Raw genomic sequence first — 12128 nt, forward strand, 5'->3', positions numbered from 1 at the left:
GGACGGGCACCCCAAGCCCCCCGGCCCCCACCACGGCCACGGAGGCCCTTTTGAGCTTCTCCTGCCCCTCGGGGCCCACCTGGGGCAGGATCATCTGCCGGTGGTAGCGGTCCAGCTCCTCCTTGGTCCACATCTAGGCCTCCCGGGTGCCGAAGCCGGGGGGGAGGAAGTCCGGGTAGTCGGGGTTGCCCTTCCGGTCCTCGGCCTTGGGGATGAGGTCCGAGGGGTGGGGCTCCCCTTTGCGGCAGTAGGGGCAGTCGTGGCGCACCTTGTAGCGCACGGGCCTTGCAGGGATCCCCAGGGCGATGGCGTGGGGAGGGATGTCCTTGGTGACGATGGCCCCGGTGCCCACCATGGCGTCGTCCCCGATGCGCACCCCCGCCAAGACGGTGGCGTGGTAGGTGATGCGGACCCCGCTCCCGATGATGGTCTCCTTCAAGGTCACGTCAGGGGAGGCCAGGACGTGGTGGGTGTGGCTGTAGACGTTGACGTAATCGGAAAGGGAGGTCCTGTCCCCGATCTTGATCCCGCCGATGTCGTCCAGGAAGACATAGCGGTGCACCACCACGTCGTCCCCCAGCTCCAGGTTGTACCCCACGGAGAACTCCACGTTCTGGAAGAACTTGGGGTTTTTCCCCACCCGCTTGAAGATGAAGGGGGCGAGGGCCCGCCTTATGGCCACCCCGGAGTGGACCGACTGGCCCAAGGGAGTGAGATCCAGGACCTTCCAGAACCAAAGGAGGGGCTTGACCCGCCGGAACTTCTCCAGGTCGGTGGCGGCGTAGTACTCCGCCTCAAAGGTGATCCCCTCGGGGTCTAGGCCCATGGCTGCCAGGGGGTTCACCTCCAAAAGCTCTTCATAGGGCCTGCCGTAAAGGAGACGGGCGAGCTCCTCCCGCACCAAGGCGTTCCGGTCCACGCTGGGGTCGGAAAGCTTCTCCGTGAGGCTACCCAGATAGCGGTCCAGGGCCTTTTGGTGCAGGGGAGCGATCTCCCGGGGAAGAAGCCAGGGCATAGGGCTATGCTAACCCCCAGGGGCCCGAAGGAAAAGCGCCCGCCTCACCCGATGGAGGAGCGGTACCCCAGTTCCCTTAGGGCCTCCGGGTCCTTGCGCCAGTCGGGGTAGACCTTGACCTCGAGGTCCAGGTACACCTTGCGGTTCAGGAGGGTCTCCAGCTGCTTCCTCGCGGCCTGGCCGATCTCCTTGAGCTTCCTCCCCCCCTCGCCGATGACGATCCCCTTCTGGGAGGGGCGCTCCACGTAGATGAGGGCCTTGATGTAGAGCACCCCGTTTTCCCTTTCCGCCACCTCCTCCACCTTGGTGGCGATGGCGTAGGGGACCTCGTGCCAGAGGCGCTTCATGGCCTCTTCCCGGAGGATCTCCGCCACCCATTCCCCAAAGCTCTGGTCGCTTTTGGCGAAGTCCTCGGGGTAGAAGAAGGGCCCCTCGGGCAGGAGGGCCAGAAGCTCCGCCTTGAGCTGGGCCACCTGCCTTTCGTCCAAGGCGGAAAGCATCCTGGGCTCCGCCTCGGGAAGAAGCTCGTGGTAGGCCTTCATCGCCTCCTCGGGGTACTTGGCGGCGTCCAGCTTGTTGCCCACCAGGAGGATGGGCACCTTTCCCACCAGGGGCTTTAGGGCCTTGGCCACCAGCTCGTCCTCGGGGGTCGGGGGGTGGCGGAGGTCCACCACCCAGACCACGGCGTTCACGTCGGCGAGGGCCTCATAGACCTCCTGGTCCATGAACTCCCCCAGGGCGTCCATGGGCTTGTGGAGGCCCGGGGTGTCCACGAAGACGATCTGGCGCCTTCCTTCGGTGAGGATGCCCCGGAGGCGCTTGCGGGTGGTCTGGGGGCGGGGGCTTATGGGGGCCACCTTCACCCCCAAAAGGTTGTTGAGCAGGGTGGACTTGCCCACGTTGGGCTTGCCCACGATGGCCACGAATCCGGAGTAGGTCTTTTCCGCCATGGTTTCTCCAGGTGATCCCGGCCTTTGGGGTTGGCCTAAAGGCCTGAGGCCGGACCTTCCAAGGCTTCCAGTATACTCCATGCCGTGGACCCCTTGGCCCTCGCCTTCCTGCCCGGGATCGGGCCCAAGCGCTTTTTAGATCTTTTGGCCCAGGAGGACTGGGAGGCCCACCTCAAGGCGCGCTTTCCCCAGGCCTACCCCCACCTGGAGGCGGCCTCGGCCAAGGCCCGAAGGGAAAGGGAGCGGGCCAAGGCCCTGGGGGTGCGGATCCTCGGCCTTTGGGAGGAAGGCTTCCCCGAGGGCCTCAAGCGCCTCCCTCAGCCCCCCACCCACCTCTACCTCCGGGGGGACCTGCCCGAGGAGAAGGAGGCCATCGCCATAGTGGGGACGCGGCGGGCCTCCTCCTGGGCTTTGGCCTTCGCCCGGAGGCTCGCCCGGGAGCTCGCTGAGGCCGGGCTTTGGGTGGTCTCGGGCCTCGCCCGGGGCATAGACCGGGAGGCCCACCTGGGGGCTTTGGAGGGGGGTGGGCGGACCCTGGGGGTCCTGGGGAGCGCCTTGGACCGGGTCTATCCGCCGGAGAACCGCTCCCTGGCCCAGCGGATGGACCTCCTCTCGGAGTTTCCCTTTGGGGAAGGTCCTAGGCCCGAGTTTTTCCCCCGCAGGAACCGCCTCATCGCCGGGCTTTGCCGGGCGGTTTTGGTGGTGGAGGCCCCCCTGGACTCCGGGGCCCTCATCACCGCCCGCCACGCTTTGGAACTCGGCAAGGAGGTGCTGGCGGTGCCGGGCCGCCCCACGGACGAGGGCTCCTTGGGGGCGAACCGCCTCATCCAGGACGGGGCCTACCCGGTGCTCTCCGCCGAGGACGTCCTTTCCTATCTGGGGGTGGCCTCGAGGCCCAGGCCCCTTCCCGAGCTTTCCCCGGAGGAGGCGGCCCTTTACGCCCACCTCCAGGAAAAGGGAGAGGCGCTCCCCGAGGCCTTGGCCCAGGCCTTGGGGGTTTCCCCGGAGCGGGTCCTTTCCCTCCTCACCCTCTTGGAACTAAAGGGCCTGGCCCGGGCCCTCCCGGGAGGGCGCTACGGACCAGGCTAGGGCTTACTTGGCCTTCTCGTAGAGCTTCTTGGCGATCTCGTAGAGCTCGCCCGGGTGGAACTCGGGGGCGAACTCGGCGGCGTCGTGGCCGGCGTCAAAGACGGGGCCCCCCGTGGGCGGGCCGTCCACCACCACCACCTCGCTGCCGTCCTCGGGGGAGGCGCCCTTCCAGATCAGGCCCAGGTCCTTGTAGTCCTCGGGGCTGAAGCGGTAGAGGTTGCGGTGGAAGCCCAGGTCCATGTACTTCTTGGCCTCGGGGATCTTGCTGTTGTCAATCCTGGGGATGGGGAGCATCTTGGTCATCTCCACCCCGGTGAGGCTCTCCAGGGCCTTGCCGTAGGCGGCGGCGTGCACCCCGCCCCGCACCAGGAGGTAGCCGATCATCTCCCGGGCCACGGGGTTATCGGTCATCTCGTAGACCCTGAGCTTGTGGGTGCGGGCGGCCACCTCCAGGAAGAAGTTGTGGAGGAGATCCAGGATCAGGTTCCCGCTGGTGAAGACGTACTCCCCGTGCCAGTGCTCCCCCATGGCTCCCATGACCAGGCTGTTGGCCCCGCCGGCGATGAAGTGGGCGGCGTTGCGCACGTCCTTGGCGAAGCCCAAGGGGGCGCTGGCCGGGTCCACCCCCTCCTCCAGGTCCTTCCCGGGGTTCTTGGCCAGGAGGCTGTTGATGGTGGCCGCCACCAGCTCAATGTGGCCCAGCTCCTCGGTGGCGATGTTGGCGATGAGGTCGTAGTAGGGCTTCAGGGCCTTCTTCCCCCGGAAGTTGAAGGACTGGTACATGTAGTTCATCAGGGTGGACATCTCCCCGAAGCGCCCGCCCAGAAGGGCCTGCACCGCGGCGGCGGCGTTGGGGTCCTGCTCCTTGGGCATGGGCAGCTCAATCTGCAGGCGGTCTATCCTCAGAAACATCCTTTCCCTCCTTTCGCCCGGGGCTTTTTCCCCGGACACCCTTACCTTAGAGGAAGGGGGGCTTATAAGTCCAATAGATTTTGATGGGCGCTAGAATAAACTCTCGTTATGGGACCTACCCTGGACCAGCTCCGCTACCTGGTGGCCTTGGCCGAGGAGGGAAGCTTCACCCGGGCCGCCGAGCGGGTCTACCTCACCCAGCCCGCCTTAAGCGTCCAGATCCGCAAGCTGGAGGAGGCTTTGGGGACGCGGCTTTTTGACCGGAGGAAGGGGGTGCTCACCGAGGCGGGCCGGGTGGCGGTGGCCCAGGCCCGGAGGGTCCTCGAGGAGGTGGAACGGCTTAAGCTCCTGGTGCGGGGGGAAGAGGCCTGCTTCCAGGGGCCCTTCCGGCTTGGGGTGATCCCCACCCTGGCCCCCTACCTCCTGCCCCACCTCCTCCCCCGGCTCAAGGGGGCCTACCCCGCCCTGGCCCTCTCGGTGCGGGAGGAGCTCACCCCAGGGATCGTGCGGGCGCTTCTGGAAGGGGATCTGGACGCCGGGCTTGTGGGCACGGAGGAGCGGCATCCGGGGCTTCGGGCCGAGCCCCTCTTCGCCGAGGCCTTCTGGGCCTACCTGGCCCCGGGCCACCCCCTTTCCCGGAAGGAGGCCATCCACCCTTTGGAGATTCCCCTCGAGGACACCTGGATCCTCTCCGAGGGCCACTGCTTCCGGGACCAGATCCTTTCCGTGTGCCGCCCAAGCCTTGGGGGGCGGTCCATTGAGTTCCAAAGCGGGGACCTGGAGACCCTGGTCCGCCTGGTGGACGCCGTGGGGGGGCTAACCCTTTTGCCGGAGGTGGCCCTCTGGACCCTCTCCCCGGCCCAGAGGGCCAGGCTGCGCCCTTTGGCTCCCCCGGGGGCCGGGCGCACCGTTTACCTCCTCTTCCGCGAGGGAAGCCTGAAGGCCCTCTTGCTTAGGGCCTTGGCCCGGGAGGCGCAGGGGGTCTTCGCCCTCTTGCGCCAGGCGGCAGGGGTGCAGGAAAGCGCTATGATGGGGACGGAGGTCGGCCATGACCAAACCTGAGGCCAAGGGCGGTGACGTGCGTATCAAGGCAGGGCTTATCTGGATGAACGGGGCCTTCGTGCCCCAGGAGGAGGCCAAGACCAGCGTCCTAAGCCACGCCCTCCATTACGGCACCAGCGTCTTTGAGGGGATCAGGGCCTACGAGACCCCCAAGGGCCCCGCCATCTTCCGCCTGAAGGAGCACGTGAAGCGCTTCTACAACTCCGCCAAGGTCCTCCGCATGGAGATCCCCTTCGCCCCGGAGGAGCTGGAGGAGGCCATCAAGGAGGTGGTGCGGAGAAACGGCTACAAAAGCTGCTACATCCGCCCCCTGGCCTGGATGGGGGCCAAGGCCCTTGGGGTGAACCCCCTTCCCAACAACCCCACCGAGGTGATGGTGGCCGCCTGGGAATGGGGGGCCTACCTGGGGGAGGAGGCGGTGCGCAAGGGGGCCAAGCTTATCACCAGCTCCTGGGCCCGCTTCCCCGCCAACGTGATGCCCGGCAAGGCCAAGGTGGGGGGGAACTACGTGAACTCCGCCTTGGCCAAGATGGAGGCGGTGGCCGCCGGGGCCGACGAGGCGCTTCTTCTGGACGAGGAGGGCTACGTGGCCGAGGGGAGCGGGGAGAACCTCTTCTTCGTGCGGGACGGGGTGATCTACGCCCTGGAACACTCGGTGAACCTGGAGGGGATCACCCGGGACTCGGTGATTCGGATCGCCAAGGACCTCGGCTACGAGGTCCAGGTGGTGCGGGCCACCCGCGACCAGCTCTACATGGCCGACGAGGTCTTCATGACCGGGACCGCCGCCGAGGTGACCCCTGTGTCCATGATTGACTGGCGCCCCATCGGCTCGGGGACGGCGGGGCCCATCACCTTGAGGCTCCGGGAGGTCTACCTCGAGGCCGCCACCGGAAAGCGCCCCGAGTACGCCCACTGGCTCACCTACGTCACTTTCTGAGCCAGTCCTCGAGGATTTTTCGGTAAAGCTCCGGGTTCAGGCGGGGCTTCTCGTAAAGCCCCGCCTTGAGCCTTTGCCGCTGGGCCTCAAAGAGGATCACCGCCGCCGCCACGCTCACGTTCAGGCTTTGCACCATGCCCAGCATGGGGATCCTGATGGCCCCGTCCGCCAGGGCCAGGGCCTCCTCCGAGACCCCCCACTTCTCCGCCCCGAAGAGGACGCAGGTGGGCTTGGTGTAGTCCACCTCCCGGAAGTCCTGGGCGTCTTCCCTCAGGGCGGTGGCGTAGACCCTAAAGCCCCTTTCCCAGAGGTGGCGGAAGGCCTCGCGGATGTCCGGGTGGACCCGGAGGTAGACCCACTTGTGGCTGCCCCCGCTGGTCTCGTTGAAGGTGGGCACGCCCCCCGTGGGGTTCACCGCGTGGGCCTCGAGGACCCCCACGGCGTCGCAGGTGCGCAGGATGGCGGAGAGGTTGTGGGGCTTGTGGACGTTCTCCAGGAGGACGGTGAGGTCGGGCTGCCGCCTCCTTAGAACCTCCTCTAGCCTTCGCCTGCGGGCCTCGGTCCTCTCCTTCATGGCTGGGCCAGCTCCCTGAGCCGGGCGATCAAGGGCTTTAGGAGGTCCCGCTTGAGCTTGAGGGCCTGCCGGTTCACCACGAGCCTCGCCGTGGAGTGGGCGAGGACCTCCACTTCCACAAGCCCCGCCGCCCTCAAGGTGGCCCCGGTCTGGACCACGTCCACCACGGCGTCGGCCAGGCCGGTGACCGCGGCGAGCTCAATGTTCCCGGAAAGCTCCACCACGTCCGCCGCCCAGCCCCTTTCCTTGAGGAGCCTCGCGGTGAAGTTCGGGTACTTGGTGGCGATGCGGCGGATGGGCCCCGTGTCCCCTGGCCGCCTTATGAGGGAAAGCCGGCAGGCCCCAAAGCCCAGGTCCACGGGCTCGTAAAGGTCGCGCCCCGAGTCCAAAAGCACGTCCTTCCCCACCACCCCGATCTCGGCGATCCCCAGGTCCACGTAGACGGGCACGTCCTTGTTGCGGAGTTCCAGAAGGGCCACGCCCCCCTCCTCCCCGTGGAGGAGGGCCCGGGCGTTCTCCACCGGGGGTAGGGGAAGCCCCGCCCGCTTCAGGGCCTCGTAGGCCTCCTGGAAGATCCGCCCCTTGGGCAGGGCCACGGTGAGCCGAAACCGCTTCACGGCACCTCCCAGATCCTTTCCCCTTCGGCCAAGAAGGGGATACCCCGGGCCTTGGCGTGGGCCACGGGGTCCTCCCCGTGGAAAAGCTCCACCCGCCTCTCCCGGGCGAAGCGGCGGAGGGCCTTCAGGTCCAGGGCCAGAACCTCCGGGGGGCTCTCCTGGGGAGGGGGTTTTAGGGCCTCCAGGACCCGCTCCACCCCGAGGGCGAACCCCGCCGCCTGGGGCAGAAGCGCCCCGTCGTACCGCCCCCCACCCAGAAGGGGCAGGCCGAACCCCGGGGTGTAGGCCCGGAAGAAGATCCCCGAGTAGTACTCGTACCGCCGGGCCATGCCCAGGTCCAGGAGGACGGGCCTTTCCAGGAGGTCTAAGGTCCTTTCCAGCCGGGAGAGGGCCTCCCGGGCCTTGGGGGGGAGGGGGAGGGTTTGGGCCTCCTTCAGGACCTCCCTTTCCCCGTAGAGGTCGGGGAGGGCGAGGAGGGTCTGGCGCACCTCCTCGGGCACGGGGTTTTGGGCGAGGAGGGCCTTTAGCTCGGGGAGGTTTTTGCGGTGGATGGCCCGCTGGACCTCCTTTTGGGCGCTTTCCGATAGGCCCGAGGCTCTAAGCACCTCCCCCACCAGGCTCGGCAGGCCCACCTCCACCACGCCCCCAAGCCCCAAGGCCTCGAGGGCGGAAAAGGCCAGCTCCAGCACCTCGGCGTCGGCCAAAGGCCCCGTGGCCCCGATGAGCTCCAGCCCCACCTGGGTGTACTCCCTTAGGCGCCCAAGCTCGGCGTCCGCCTCCCGAAGCCAAAGGGCCCCGGCGTACTGGAAGCGGTGGACCCCTTTCCCCAGGTGGGGCCTCAGGAGCTTGGCGAGCAGGGTGGTGAACTCGCTCCTTAGGGCCAGGACCTCCCCCGTCTTGTCCACCAGCTTGAAGGCCCTTTCCGCCAGGGGGTGGGCCGGGTCAAAGGCCTCGAGGGCGGGAAGCTCCACGGGCTCGTAGCCGTGGCGCAGGAAGAGGTCCTGAAGCCTCTTTTGCAGCTCGGCCTTGAGCCGGGCCTCAGGGGGGAGGAGGAAACGGGTGCCTTCGGGGATCATTCCTTCACGAGGATCTCCACGCTTAGAATCCGGTCCCTTTCCCTTGAGGCCCCAGGGCCTTCCGTGGGGGCAAGGCGCCGCACCACCTCCATCCCCTCCACCACCTGGGCGAAGAGGGTGTACTGGCCCGTGAGGTGGGGGGCGGGGCCCAAGGTGATGAAGAACTGGCTCCCGTTGGAGTTGGGGTCCTGGGTGCGGGCCATGCCCACCATCCCCTCCCGGTCAAAGGCGAGCCCGGGGGCGATCTCCAGGCCGAAGGTGTAGCCGGGTCCACCCCGCCCCGTGCCCGTGGGGTCCCCGGTCTGGGCCACGAACCCGGGGATGACCCGGTGCCAGACCACCCCGTCAAAGTAGCGGTGAAGGGCCAGGAAGACGAAGGAGTTCACCGTAAAAGGGGTTTCCTTCTCCAACAGGTCCAAAAGAATCTCCCCCTGGGTGGTCCTTATCCGGGCGTAGTAGTCCAGGCCGGGCTTTAACACCTTTTCCGGGGCCTTGAAGGAGCGCACCGGCTCTTCCGAGAGGTAGGGAAGGGGCTTCATGCTCTCACCCTTGCAAGCGCCCAGGAGAAGGAGAAGAAGGAGGAGGCGCACCCTCATAGCCTACACCCGGGGCAGGGTGATGCCCCTTTGCCCCTGGTACTTGCCTTTGCGGTCCCGGTAGGTGACCTCGGGCCTCGGGCCTTCCAGGAAGAGGAGCTGGACGATCCCCTCCCCCGCGTAGACCTTGGCGGGAAGGGGGGTGGTGTTGGAGATCTCCAGGGTGACGTGCCCTTCCCAGCCGGGCTCCAGGGGAGTCACGTTCACCACGATGCCGCACCGGGCGTAGGTGCTTTTGCCCAAGGCGATGGCGATCACGTTGTCGGGCATGCGGATGTACTCCAGGCTCCGGGTGAGGGCGAAGGAGTTGGGGGGGATCAGGACCTCCTCCCCCTCGTACTCCACGAAGCTTTTGGGGTCAAAGTTCTTGGGGTCCACCACGCTGGAGAAGACGTTGGTGAAGATCTTCCACTCGGGGGCGGCCCTTAGGTCGTAGCCGAAGGAGGAAAGCCCGTAGCTGATGACCCCCTCCCGCACCAGCCGCTCTTCAAAGGGTTCAATCATTCCCTTCTTGGCCATCTCCCGGATCCACCAGTCCGGCTTAACCATGCCTTCAACTATAGCCGCTAGACTGGCCTTATGCGAAAGGCCTGGCTTCCCCTCCTCTTCCTGGCGGCCTGCGGCACCCAGGACCCCTCGGGGACGGGCCTCGAGGCGCTCCGCCTCACCCTCGCCGCCCTGCCCCCCGCTTACCTGGGGGAGGATTACACCGCCCCCTTCAGCGCCGAAGGGGGGGTGCGGCCCTACACCTTCACCCTGGACGGCAGGCTTCCCGAGGGGCTTAGCTTCCAGGGGGGAAGGCTTTTCGGGGTGCCCAAGGAGAAGGGAAGCTTCCCCCTCATCCTCACCGTGGAGGACGCCGCCAAGAATAGCCGCGCCCAAAAGCTCACCCTCACCGTCTCCGACCCGCCCCCGCCCCGCCTGGCCCTGGTGGCCCCTTCCGCCCAGGAGGAGGGGCCTTTCCTCCTCCTCGCCCGGCTGGAGGTGCGGGAGGCCTCGGGCTTCCAGCTGGAACTCCCCCTAAAGGACCTCACCCCGGACCTGGGAAGCCTGAAGGCGGTAAGCCCCGCCTACCTCCTGGACTACGACCCCAAGGAGGGGCTTCTCCGGCTGGACATGGCCTTCGCCAAGCCCCTTAAGGACCGGGAGGTCTTCCGCCTTCTCCTCACCCCGGAAAAGCCCCTCGTCCCCCGCCTTACCCCCAGGGTGGTCCTTTACGACAAGGAGGGAAAGCCCTTGGGCCAGCCCCTTCCCCGGGGCAAGCCCTTCGCCGAGCTTTTAAGGCTCGCCCAGGCCTGGGGCCGGGAGGGGAAGGCGCTTGAAGAGGACCTGGACGAAGACGGCAAGGTGGGGGAGGCGGACCTTAAGCGCTTGGCCCAGGGCTACTTTCCCAAGCCCGAGGCCCCCTCCCCCGAGGCCCCGGCCGGAGGCGAAGGGGAAAAAGGGGCTCCCTAAAGGGCCCGGCGGATGGCCTCGGCGTCCTCCTCGCGGTAGCCGTAGAGGGTGACCTCGAGGGTGTCCGGGGCCTTCTTGATCTCCTCCACCATCACCCGGGCCACGGCCTCCACGGGAAGCCCTCCCACCCCCGTCCCCAGGAGGGGAAAGGCCACGGTCTTTAGGCCAAGTTCTACCGCCTTCTCCAGGGCGCTTCTCGTGGCCTTGCGCACCGTCTCCAGGCTAGCCGGCTCGTCCCCCAAGACGGCGGCGTGGATCACGTAGCGCACGGGGAGGTTCCCCGCCCCGGTGACCGCTGCCTCCCCCACCCGGATCTTGCCGATGCGGTCGCACTCCTCCTGGATGGAAGGGCCCCCTTTCCTGAGGATGGCCCCCGCCACCCCGGCCCCCAGCTTCAGGTAGTTGTTGGCGGCGTTGACGATGGCGTCCCCCTGGAACTCGGTGATGTCCCCTTGGGCTACGCGGATTCGGGCCATGCCTTTATTTTCCCGTAGAATGGGGCCTGATGTCACGGGATCTTTTGGGCCTCGAGGGGCGGATCGTCATGGTGACGGGGGCGGGTCGGGGCTTTGGCCGGGCCATCGCCCACGGCTATGGCCGGAACGGGGCCACGGTCATCGTGGTGGACCCCGACGTGGAGCTGGCCACCTCCGTGGCCTCGGAGGTGGAGGCCCTGGGGGCCACCGCCATCCCCATCCGCGGGGATATGAGCGTGGTCTTGGACGTGACCAGCACCTTTGAGAAGGTGGAGGAGCTTTTCGGCCTCCTGGACGGCATCGTCCACGTGACCACCGCCGAGAGCAAGACCCCCTTCGTGGAGCTTCTGGAGGGGGAGTGGTACGATCTCATGAGCCAGGACGTGAAGTCCAGCCTCTACGTCCTCCAGCAGGGCCTCCGCCACCTGGTGGGGGGCGGTTTTGTGACCCTCATCCTTCCCCCGGCGGTGCGCCTGGAGCCCCACACCCTTTCCGTGCGCAAGGCGGTGGAGGGGCTCATTGAAGGGGCGAGCCGCACCTTCCCCGGGGTGCGGGTGAACGGGGTCGTCCCCTCCCGGGACCCCGTGGGGGAGGCTTACGACCAGCCCTTGGTGCGGGCGGCCTTGGGGCTGGGTTCCATGGTCTCCGAGGGGATCCGGGGGGTGGTGCTGGAGGTGCAGCTCCCCGAACCCCCCACGCCTCCCGAGGTCTACGAGCTCCTTAGGGAAGTGCCATGAAGTGCCCCTACTGCGGCCATTCCGACACCCGGGTGGTGGACTCGAGGCCCTCCGACGAGGGCATGGCCATCCGCAGGCGGCGGGAGTGCCCTTCCTGCGGCCGCCGCTTCACCACCTACGAGCGCACCCAGCTGGAGCCCCTCATGGTGATCAAGCGGGACGGCCGTAAGGAACCCTTCAATCCCGACAAACTCCTAAGGGGCCTCCTCCTCGCCTGCGAGAAGCGGCCCGTGGACCCCGAGGTCCTCAAGCGCTTCGCCTATAGCTTTGAGGACCAGGTTTCGGGCCCGGAGATCGCCTCGGAGGAGATCGGCCTCAAGGCCATGGCCTTTCTGCGCGAGGTGGACCAGGTGGCCTACATCCGCTTCGCCTCGGTCTACCGCGAGTTTGACTCCGTGGAACGCTTCATAGAGGAGATCCGCCGCCTGGGGGGTGTTGACAAGGAAGAGGGGAACCGCTAGGATGGCTATTGCTGCGCGGGCGAAAGCCCAAGCAGGGGGATCTTGAAAAGGGGAGAGCAGAGGCATCACACGAGCCGATAACCACCCACCTTGGGTGAGTTTTCTTGGAGAGTTTGATCCTGGCTCAGGGTGAACGCTGGCGGCGTGCCTAAGACATGCAAGTCGTGC

The 12128-nt window shown here is 67.2% G+C and carries 16 protein-coding genes and 1 rRNA gene; 7 read left to right on the top strand and 10 right to left on the bottom strand.

The features are described from left to right. The 3 genes from IEX93_RS10610 to era form a co-directional block, all read right to left on the bottom strand. The coding region (locus IEX93_RS10610; protein WP_188848167.1) for a ThiF family adenylyltransferase at positions 1-133 on the bottom strand (133 nt) is incomplete at its 3' end. Beyond that, positions 134-1015: an acyltransferase gene (locus tag IEX93_RS10615; RefSeq protein WP_188848168.1), complete on the bottom strand. Its 882-nt coding sequence runs from the start codon at positions 1013-1015 to the stop codon at positions 134-136. A 44-nt stretch (positions 1016-1059) separates the two neighbouring features. Then, positions 1060-1965 carry a GTPase Era gene (gene era, locus IEX93_RS10620; protein ID WP_188848169.1) on the bottom strand — a complete coding sequence of 302 codons (906 nt, stop codon included), beginning with the start codon at positions 1963-1965 and terminating at the stop codon, positions 1060-1062. A gap of 84 nt (positions 1966-2049) precedes the next feature. On the opposite strand from era, the gene dprA reads away from it, so the two are divergent. Further along, positions 2050-3054: a DNA-processing protein DprA gene (gene dprA / locus IEX93_RS10625; RefSeq protein WP_188848170.1), complete on the top strand. Its 1005-nt coding sequence runs from the start codon at positions 2050-2052 to the stop codon at positions 3052-3054. 3 nt (positions 3055-3057) lie between these two features. Here the strand turns inward: dprA and IEX93_RS10630 are convergent, their stop codons facing one another. Further along, complete coding sequence (locus IEX93_RS10630; protein ID WP_188848171.1) at positions 3058-3966, bottom strand: manganese catalase family protein; 909 nt, start codon at positions 3964-3966, stop codon at positions 3058-3060. Positions 3967-4074: 108 nt separating this feature from the next. On the opposite strand from IEX93_RS10630, the gene IEX93_RS10635 reads away from it, so the two are divergent. Together IEX93_RS10635 and IEX93_RS10640 are read left to right on the top strand one after the other, a co-directional pair. Beyond that, the gene (locus IEX93_RS10635) at positions 4075-5028 is read left to right on the top strand and encodes a hydrogen peroxide-inducible genes activator (RefSeq protein ID WP_188848172.1); all 954 of its coding nucleotides are present in this window, start codon (positions 4075-4077) and stop codon (positions 5026-5028) included. Further along, on the top strand, positions 5015-5968 hold the full coding sequence (locus IEX93_RS10640) for a branched-chain amino acid transaminase (protein ID WP_188848173.1): 954 nt from the start codon (positions 5015-5017) through the stop codon (positions 5966-5968). The genes IEX93_RS10635 and IEX93_RS10640 overlap by 14 nt, the downstream gene beginning before the upstream one ends. Here IEX93_RS10640 and trmH read toward each other — a convergent pair. The 5 genes from trmH to dcd are packed head-to-tail and all read right to left on the bottom strand — an operon-like array spanning position 5958 to position 9380. Next, entirely contained in the window at positions 5958-6542 is a 585-nt protein-coding gene (gene trmH / locus IEX93_RS10645) for a tRNA (guanosine(18)-2'-O)-methyltransferase TrmH (RefSeq protein ID WP_188848174.1), read from the bottom strand. The genes IEX93_RS10640 and trmH overlap by 11 nt on opposite strands. Further along, on the bottom strand, positions 6539-7159 hold the full coding sequence (hisG, locus tag IEX93_RS10650; protein ID WP_188848175.1) for an ATP phosphoribosyltransferase: 621 nt from the start codon (positions 7157-7159) through the stop codon (positions 6539-6541). The genes trmH and hisG overlap by 4 nt, the downstream gene beginning before the upstream one ends. Next, positions 7156-8235, bottom strand: a complete 1080-nt coding sequence (locus IEX93_RS10655; RefSeq protein WP_188848176.1) for an ATP phosphoribosyltransferase regulatory subunit — start codon at positions 8233-8235, stop codon at positions 7156-7158. The genes hisG and IEX93_RS10655 overlap by 4 nt, the downstream gene beginning before the upstream one ends. Beyond that, positions 8232-8831 carry a peptidylprolyl isomerase gene (locus tag IEX93_RS10660; RefSeq protein ID WP_188848177.1) on the bottom strand — a complete coding sequence of 200 codons (600 nt, stop codon included), beginning with the start codon at positions 8829-8831 and terminating at the stop codon, positions 8232-8234. The genes IEX93_RS10655 and IEX93_RS10660 overlap by 4 nt, the downstream gene beginning before the upstream one ends. A gap of 3 nt (positions 8832-8834) precedes the next feature. Continuing rightward, positions 8835-9380 (bottom strand): dCTP deaminase, encoded by a 546-nt coding sequence (gene dcd / locus IEX93_RS10665; protein ID WP_188848178.1) that lies wholly within the window; start codon positions 9378-9380, stop codon positions 8835-8837. Positions 9381-9410: 30 nt separating this feature from the next. Here dcd and IEX93_RS10670 point away from each other — a divergent pair, with 30 nt between their 5' ends. After that, entirely contained in the window at positions 9411-10286 is an 876-nt protein-coding gene (locus IEX93_RS10670) for a putative Ig domain-containing protein (protein WP_188848179.1), read from the top strand. On the opposite strand, the gene IEX93_RS10675 is transcribed toward IEX93_RS10670, so the two are convergent. Then, the gene (locus IEX93_RS10675) at positions 10283-10762 is read right to left on the bottom strand and encodes a macro domain-containing protein (RefSeq protein WP_188848180.1); all 480 of its coding nucleotides are present in this window, start codon (positions 10760-10762) and stop codon (positions 10283-10285) included. The genes IEX93_RS10670 and IEX93_RS10675 overlap by 4 nt on opposite strands. 29 nt (positions 10763-10791) lie before the next feature. On the opposite strand from IEX93_RS10675, the gene IEX93_RS10680 reads away from it, so the two are divergent. The 3 genes from IEX93_RS10680 to IEX93_RS10690 form a co-directional block, all read left to right on the top strand. Then, a complete protein-coding gene (locus IEX93_RS10680; protein WP_188848181.1) occupies positions 10792-11499 on the top strand; it encodes an SDR family NAD(P)-dependent oxidoreductase in 708 nt (235 codons plus the stop codon). Next, positions 11496-11960: a transcriptional regulator NrdR gene (gene nrdR / locus IEX93_RS10685; RefSeq protein ID WP_188848182.1), complete on the top strand. Its 465-nt coding sequence runs from the start codon at positions 11496-11498 to the stop codon at positions 11958-11960. Before IEX93_RS10680 ends, nrdR begins: the two co-directional genes overlap by 4 nt. 101 nt (positions 11961-12061) lie before the next feature. Then, positions 12062-12128: ribosomal RNA gene (locus tag IEX93_RS10690) — 16S ribosomal RNA — on the top strand; the annotation flags it as partial.

The sequence above is a fragment of the Thermus composti genome (assembly GCF_014647535.1).
Taxonomy (GTDB): Bacteria; Deinococcota; Deinococci; order Deinococcales; family Thermaceae; genus Thermus; species Thermus composti.

Excerpts from the sequence above, each read along its gene's own strand:
- IEX93_RS10615 (WP_188848168.1), bottom strand. The coding sequence starts at position 1,015 with ATGCCCTGGCTTCTTCCCCGGGAGATCGCTCCCCTGCACCAAAAGGCC.
- era (WP_188848169.1), bottom strand. The coding sequence starts at position 1,965 with ATGGCGGAAAAGACCTACTCCGGATTCGTGGCCATCGTGGGCAAGCCC.
- IEX93_RS10630 (WP_188848171.1), bottom strand. The coding sequence starts at position 3,966 with ATGTTTCTGAGGATAGACCGCCTGCAGATTGAGCTGCCCATGCCCAAG.
- IEX93_RS10635 (WP_188848172.1), top strand. The coding sequence starts at position 4,075 with ATGGGACCTACCCTGGACCAGCTCCGCTACCTGGTGGCCTTGGCCGAG.
- IEX93_RS10640 (WP_188848173.1), top strand. The coding sequence starts at position 5,015 with ATGACCAAACCTGAGGCCAAGGGCGGTGACGTGCGTATCAAGGCAGGG.
- trmH (WP_188848174.1), bottom strand. The coding sequence starts at position 6,542 with ATGAAGGAGAGGACCGAGGCCCGCAGGCGAAGGCTAGAGGAGGTTCTA.
- IEX93_RS10655 (WP_188848176.1), bottom strand. The coding sequence starts at position 8,235 with ATGATCCCCGAAGGCACCCGTTTCCTCCTCCCCCCTGAGGCCCGGCTC.
- IEX93_RS10660 (WP_188848177.1), bottom strand. The coding sequence starts at position 8,831 with ATGAGGGTGCGCCTCCTCCTTCTTCTCCTTCTCCTGGGCGCTTGCAAG.
- dcd (WP_188848178.1), bottom strand. The coding sequence starts at position 9,380 with ATGGTTAAGCCGGACTGGTGGATCCGGGAGATGGCCAAGAAGGGAATG.
- IEX93_RS10670 (WP_188848179.1), top strand. The coding sequence starts at position 9,411 with ATGCGAAAGGCCTGGCTTCCCCTCCTCTTCCTGGCGGCCTGCGGCACC.
- IEX93_RS10675 (WP_188848180.1), bottom strand. The coding sequence starts at position 10,762 with ATGGCCCGAATCCGCGTAGCCCAAGGGGACATCACCGAGTTCCAGGGG.
- IEX93_RS10680 (WP_188848181.1), top strand. The coding sequence starts at position 10,792 with ATGTCACGGGATCTTTTGGGCCTCGAGGGGCGGATCGTCATGGTGACG.
- nrdR (WP_188848182.1), top strand. The coding sequence starts at position 11,496 with ATGAAGTGCCCCTACTGCGGCCATTCCGACACCCGGGTGGTGGACTCG.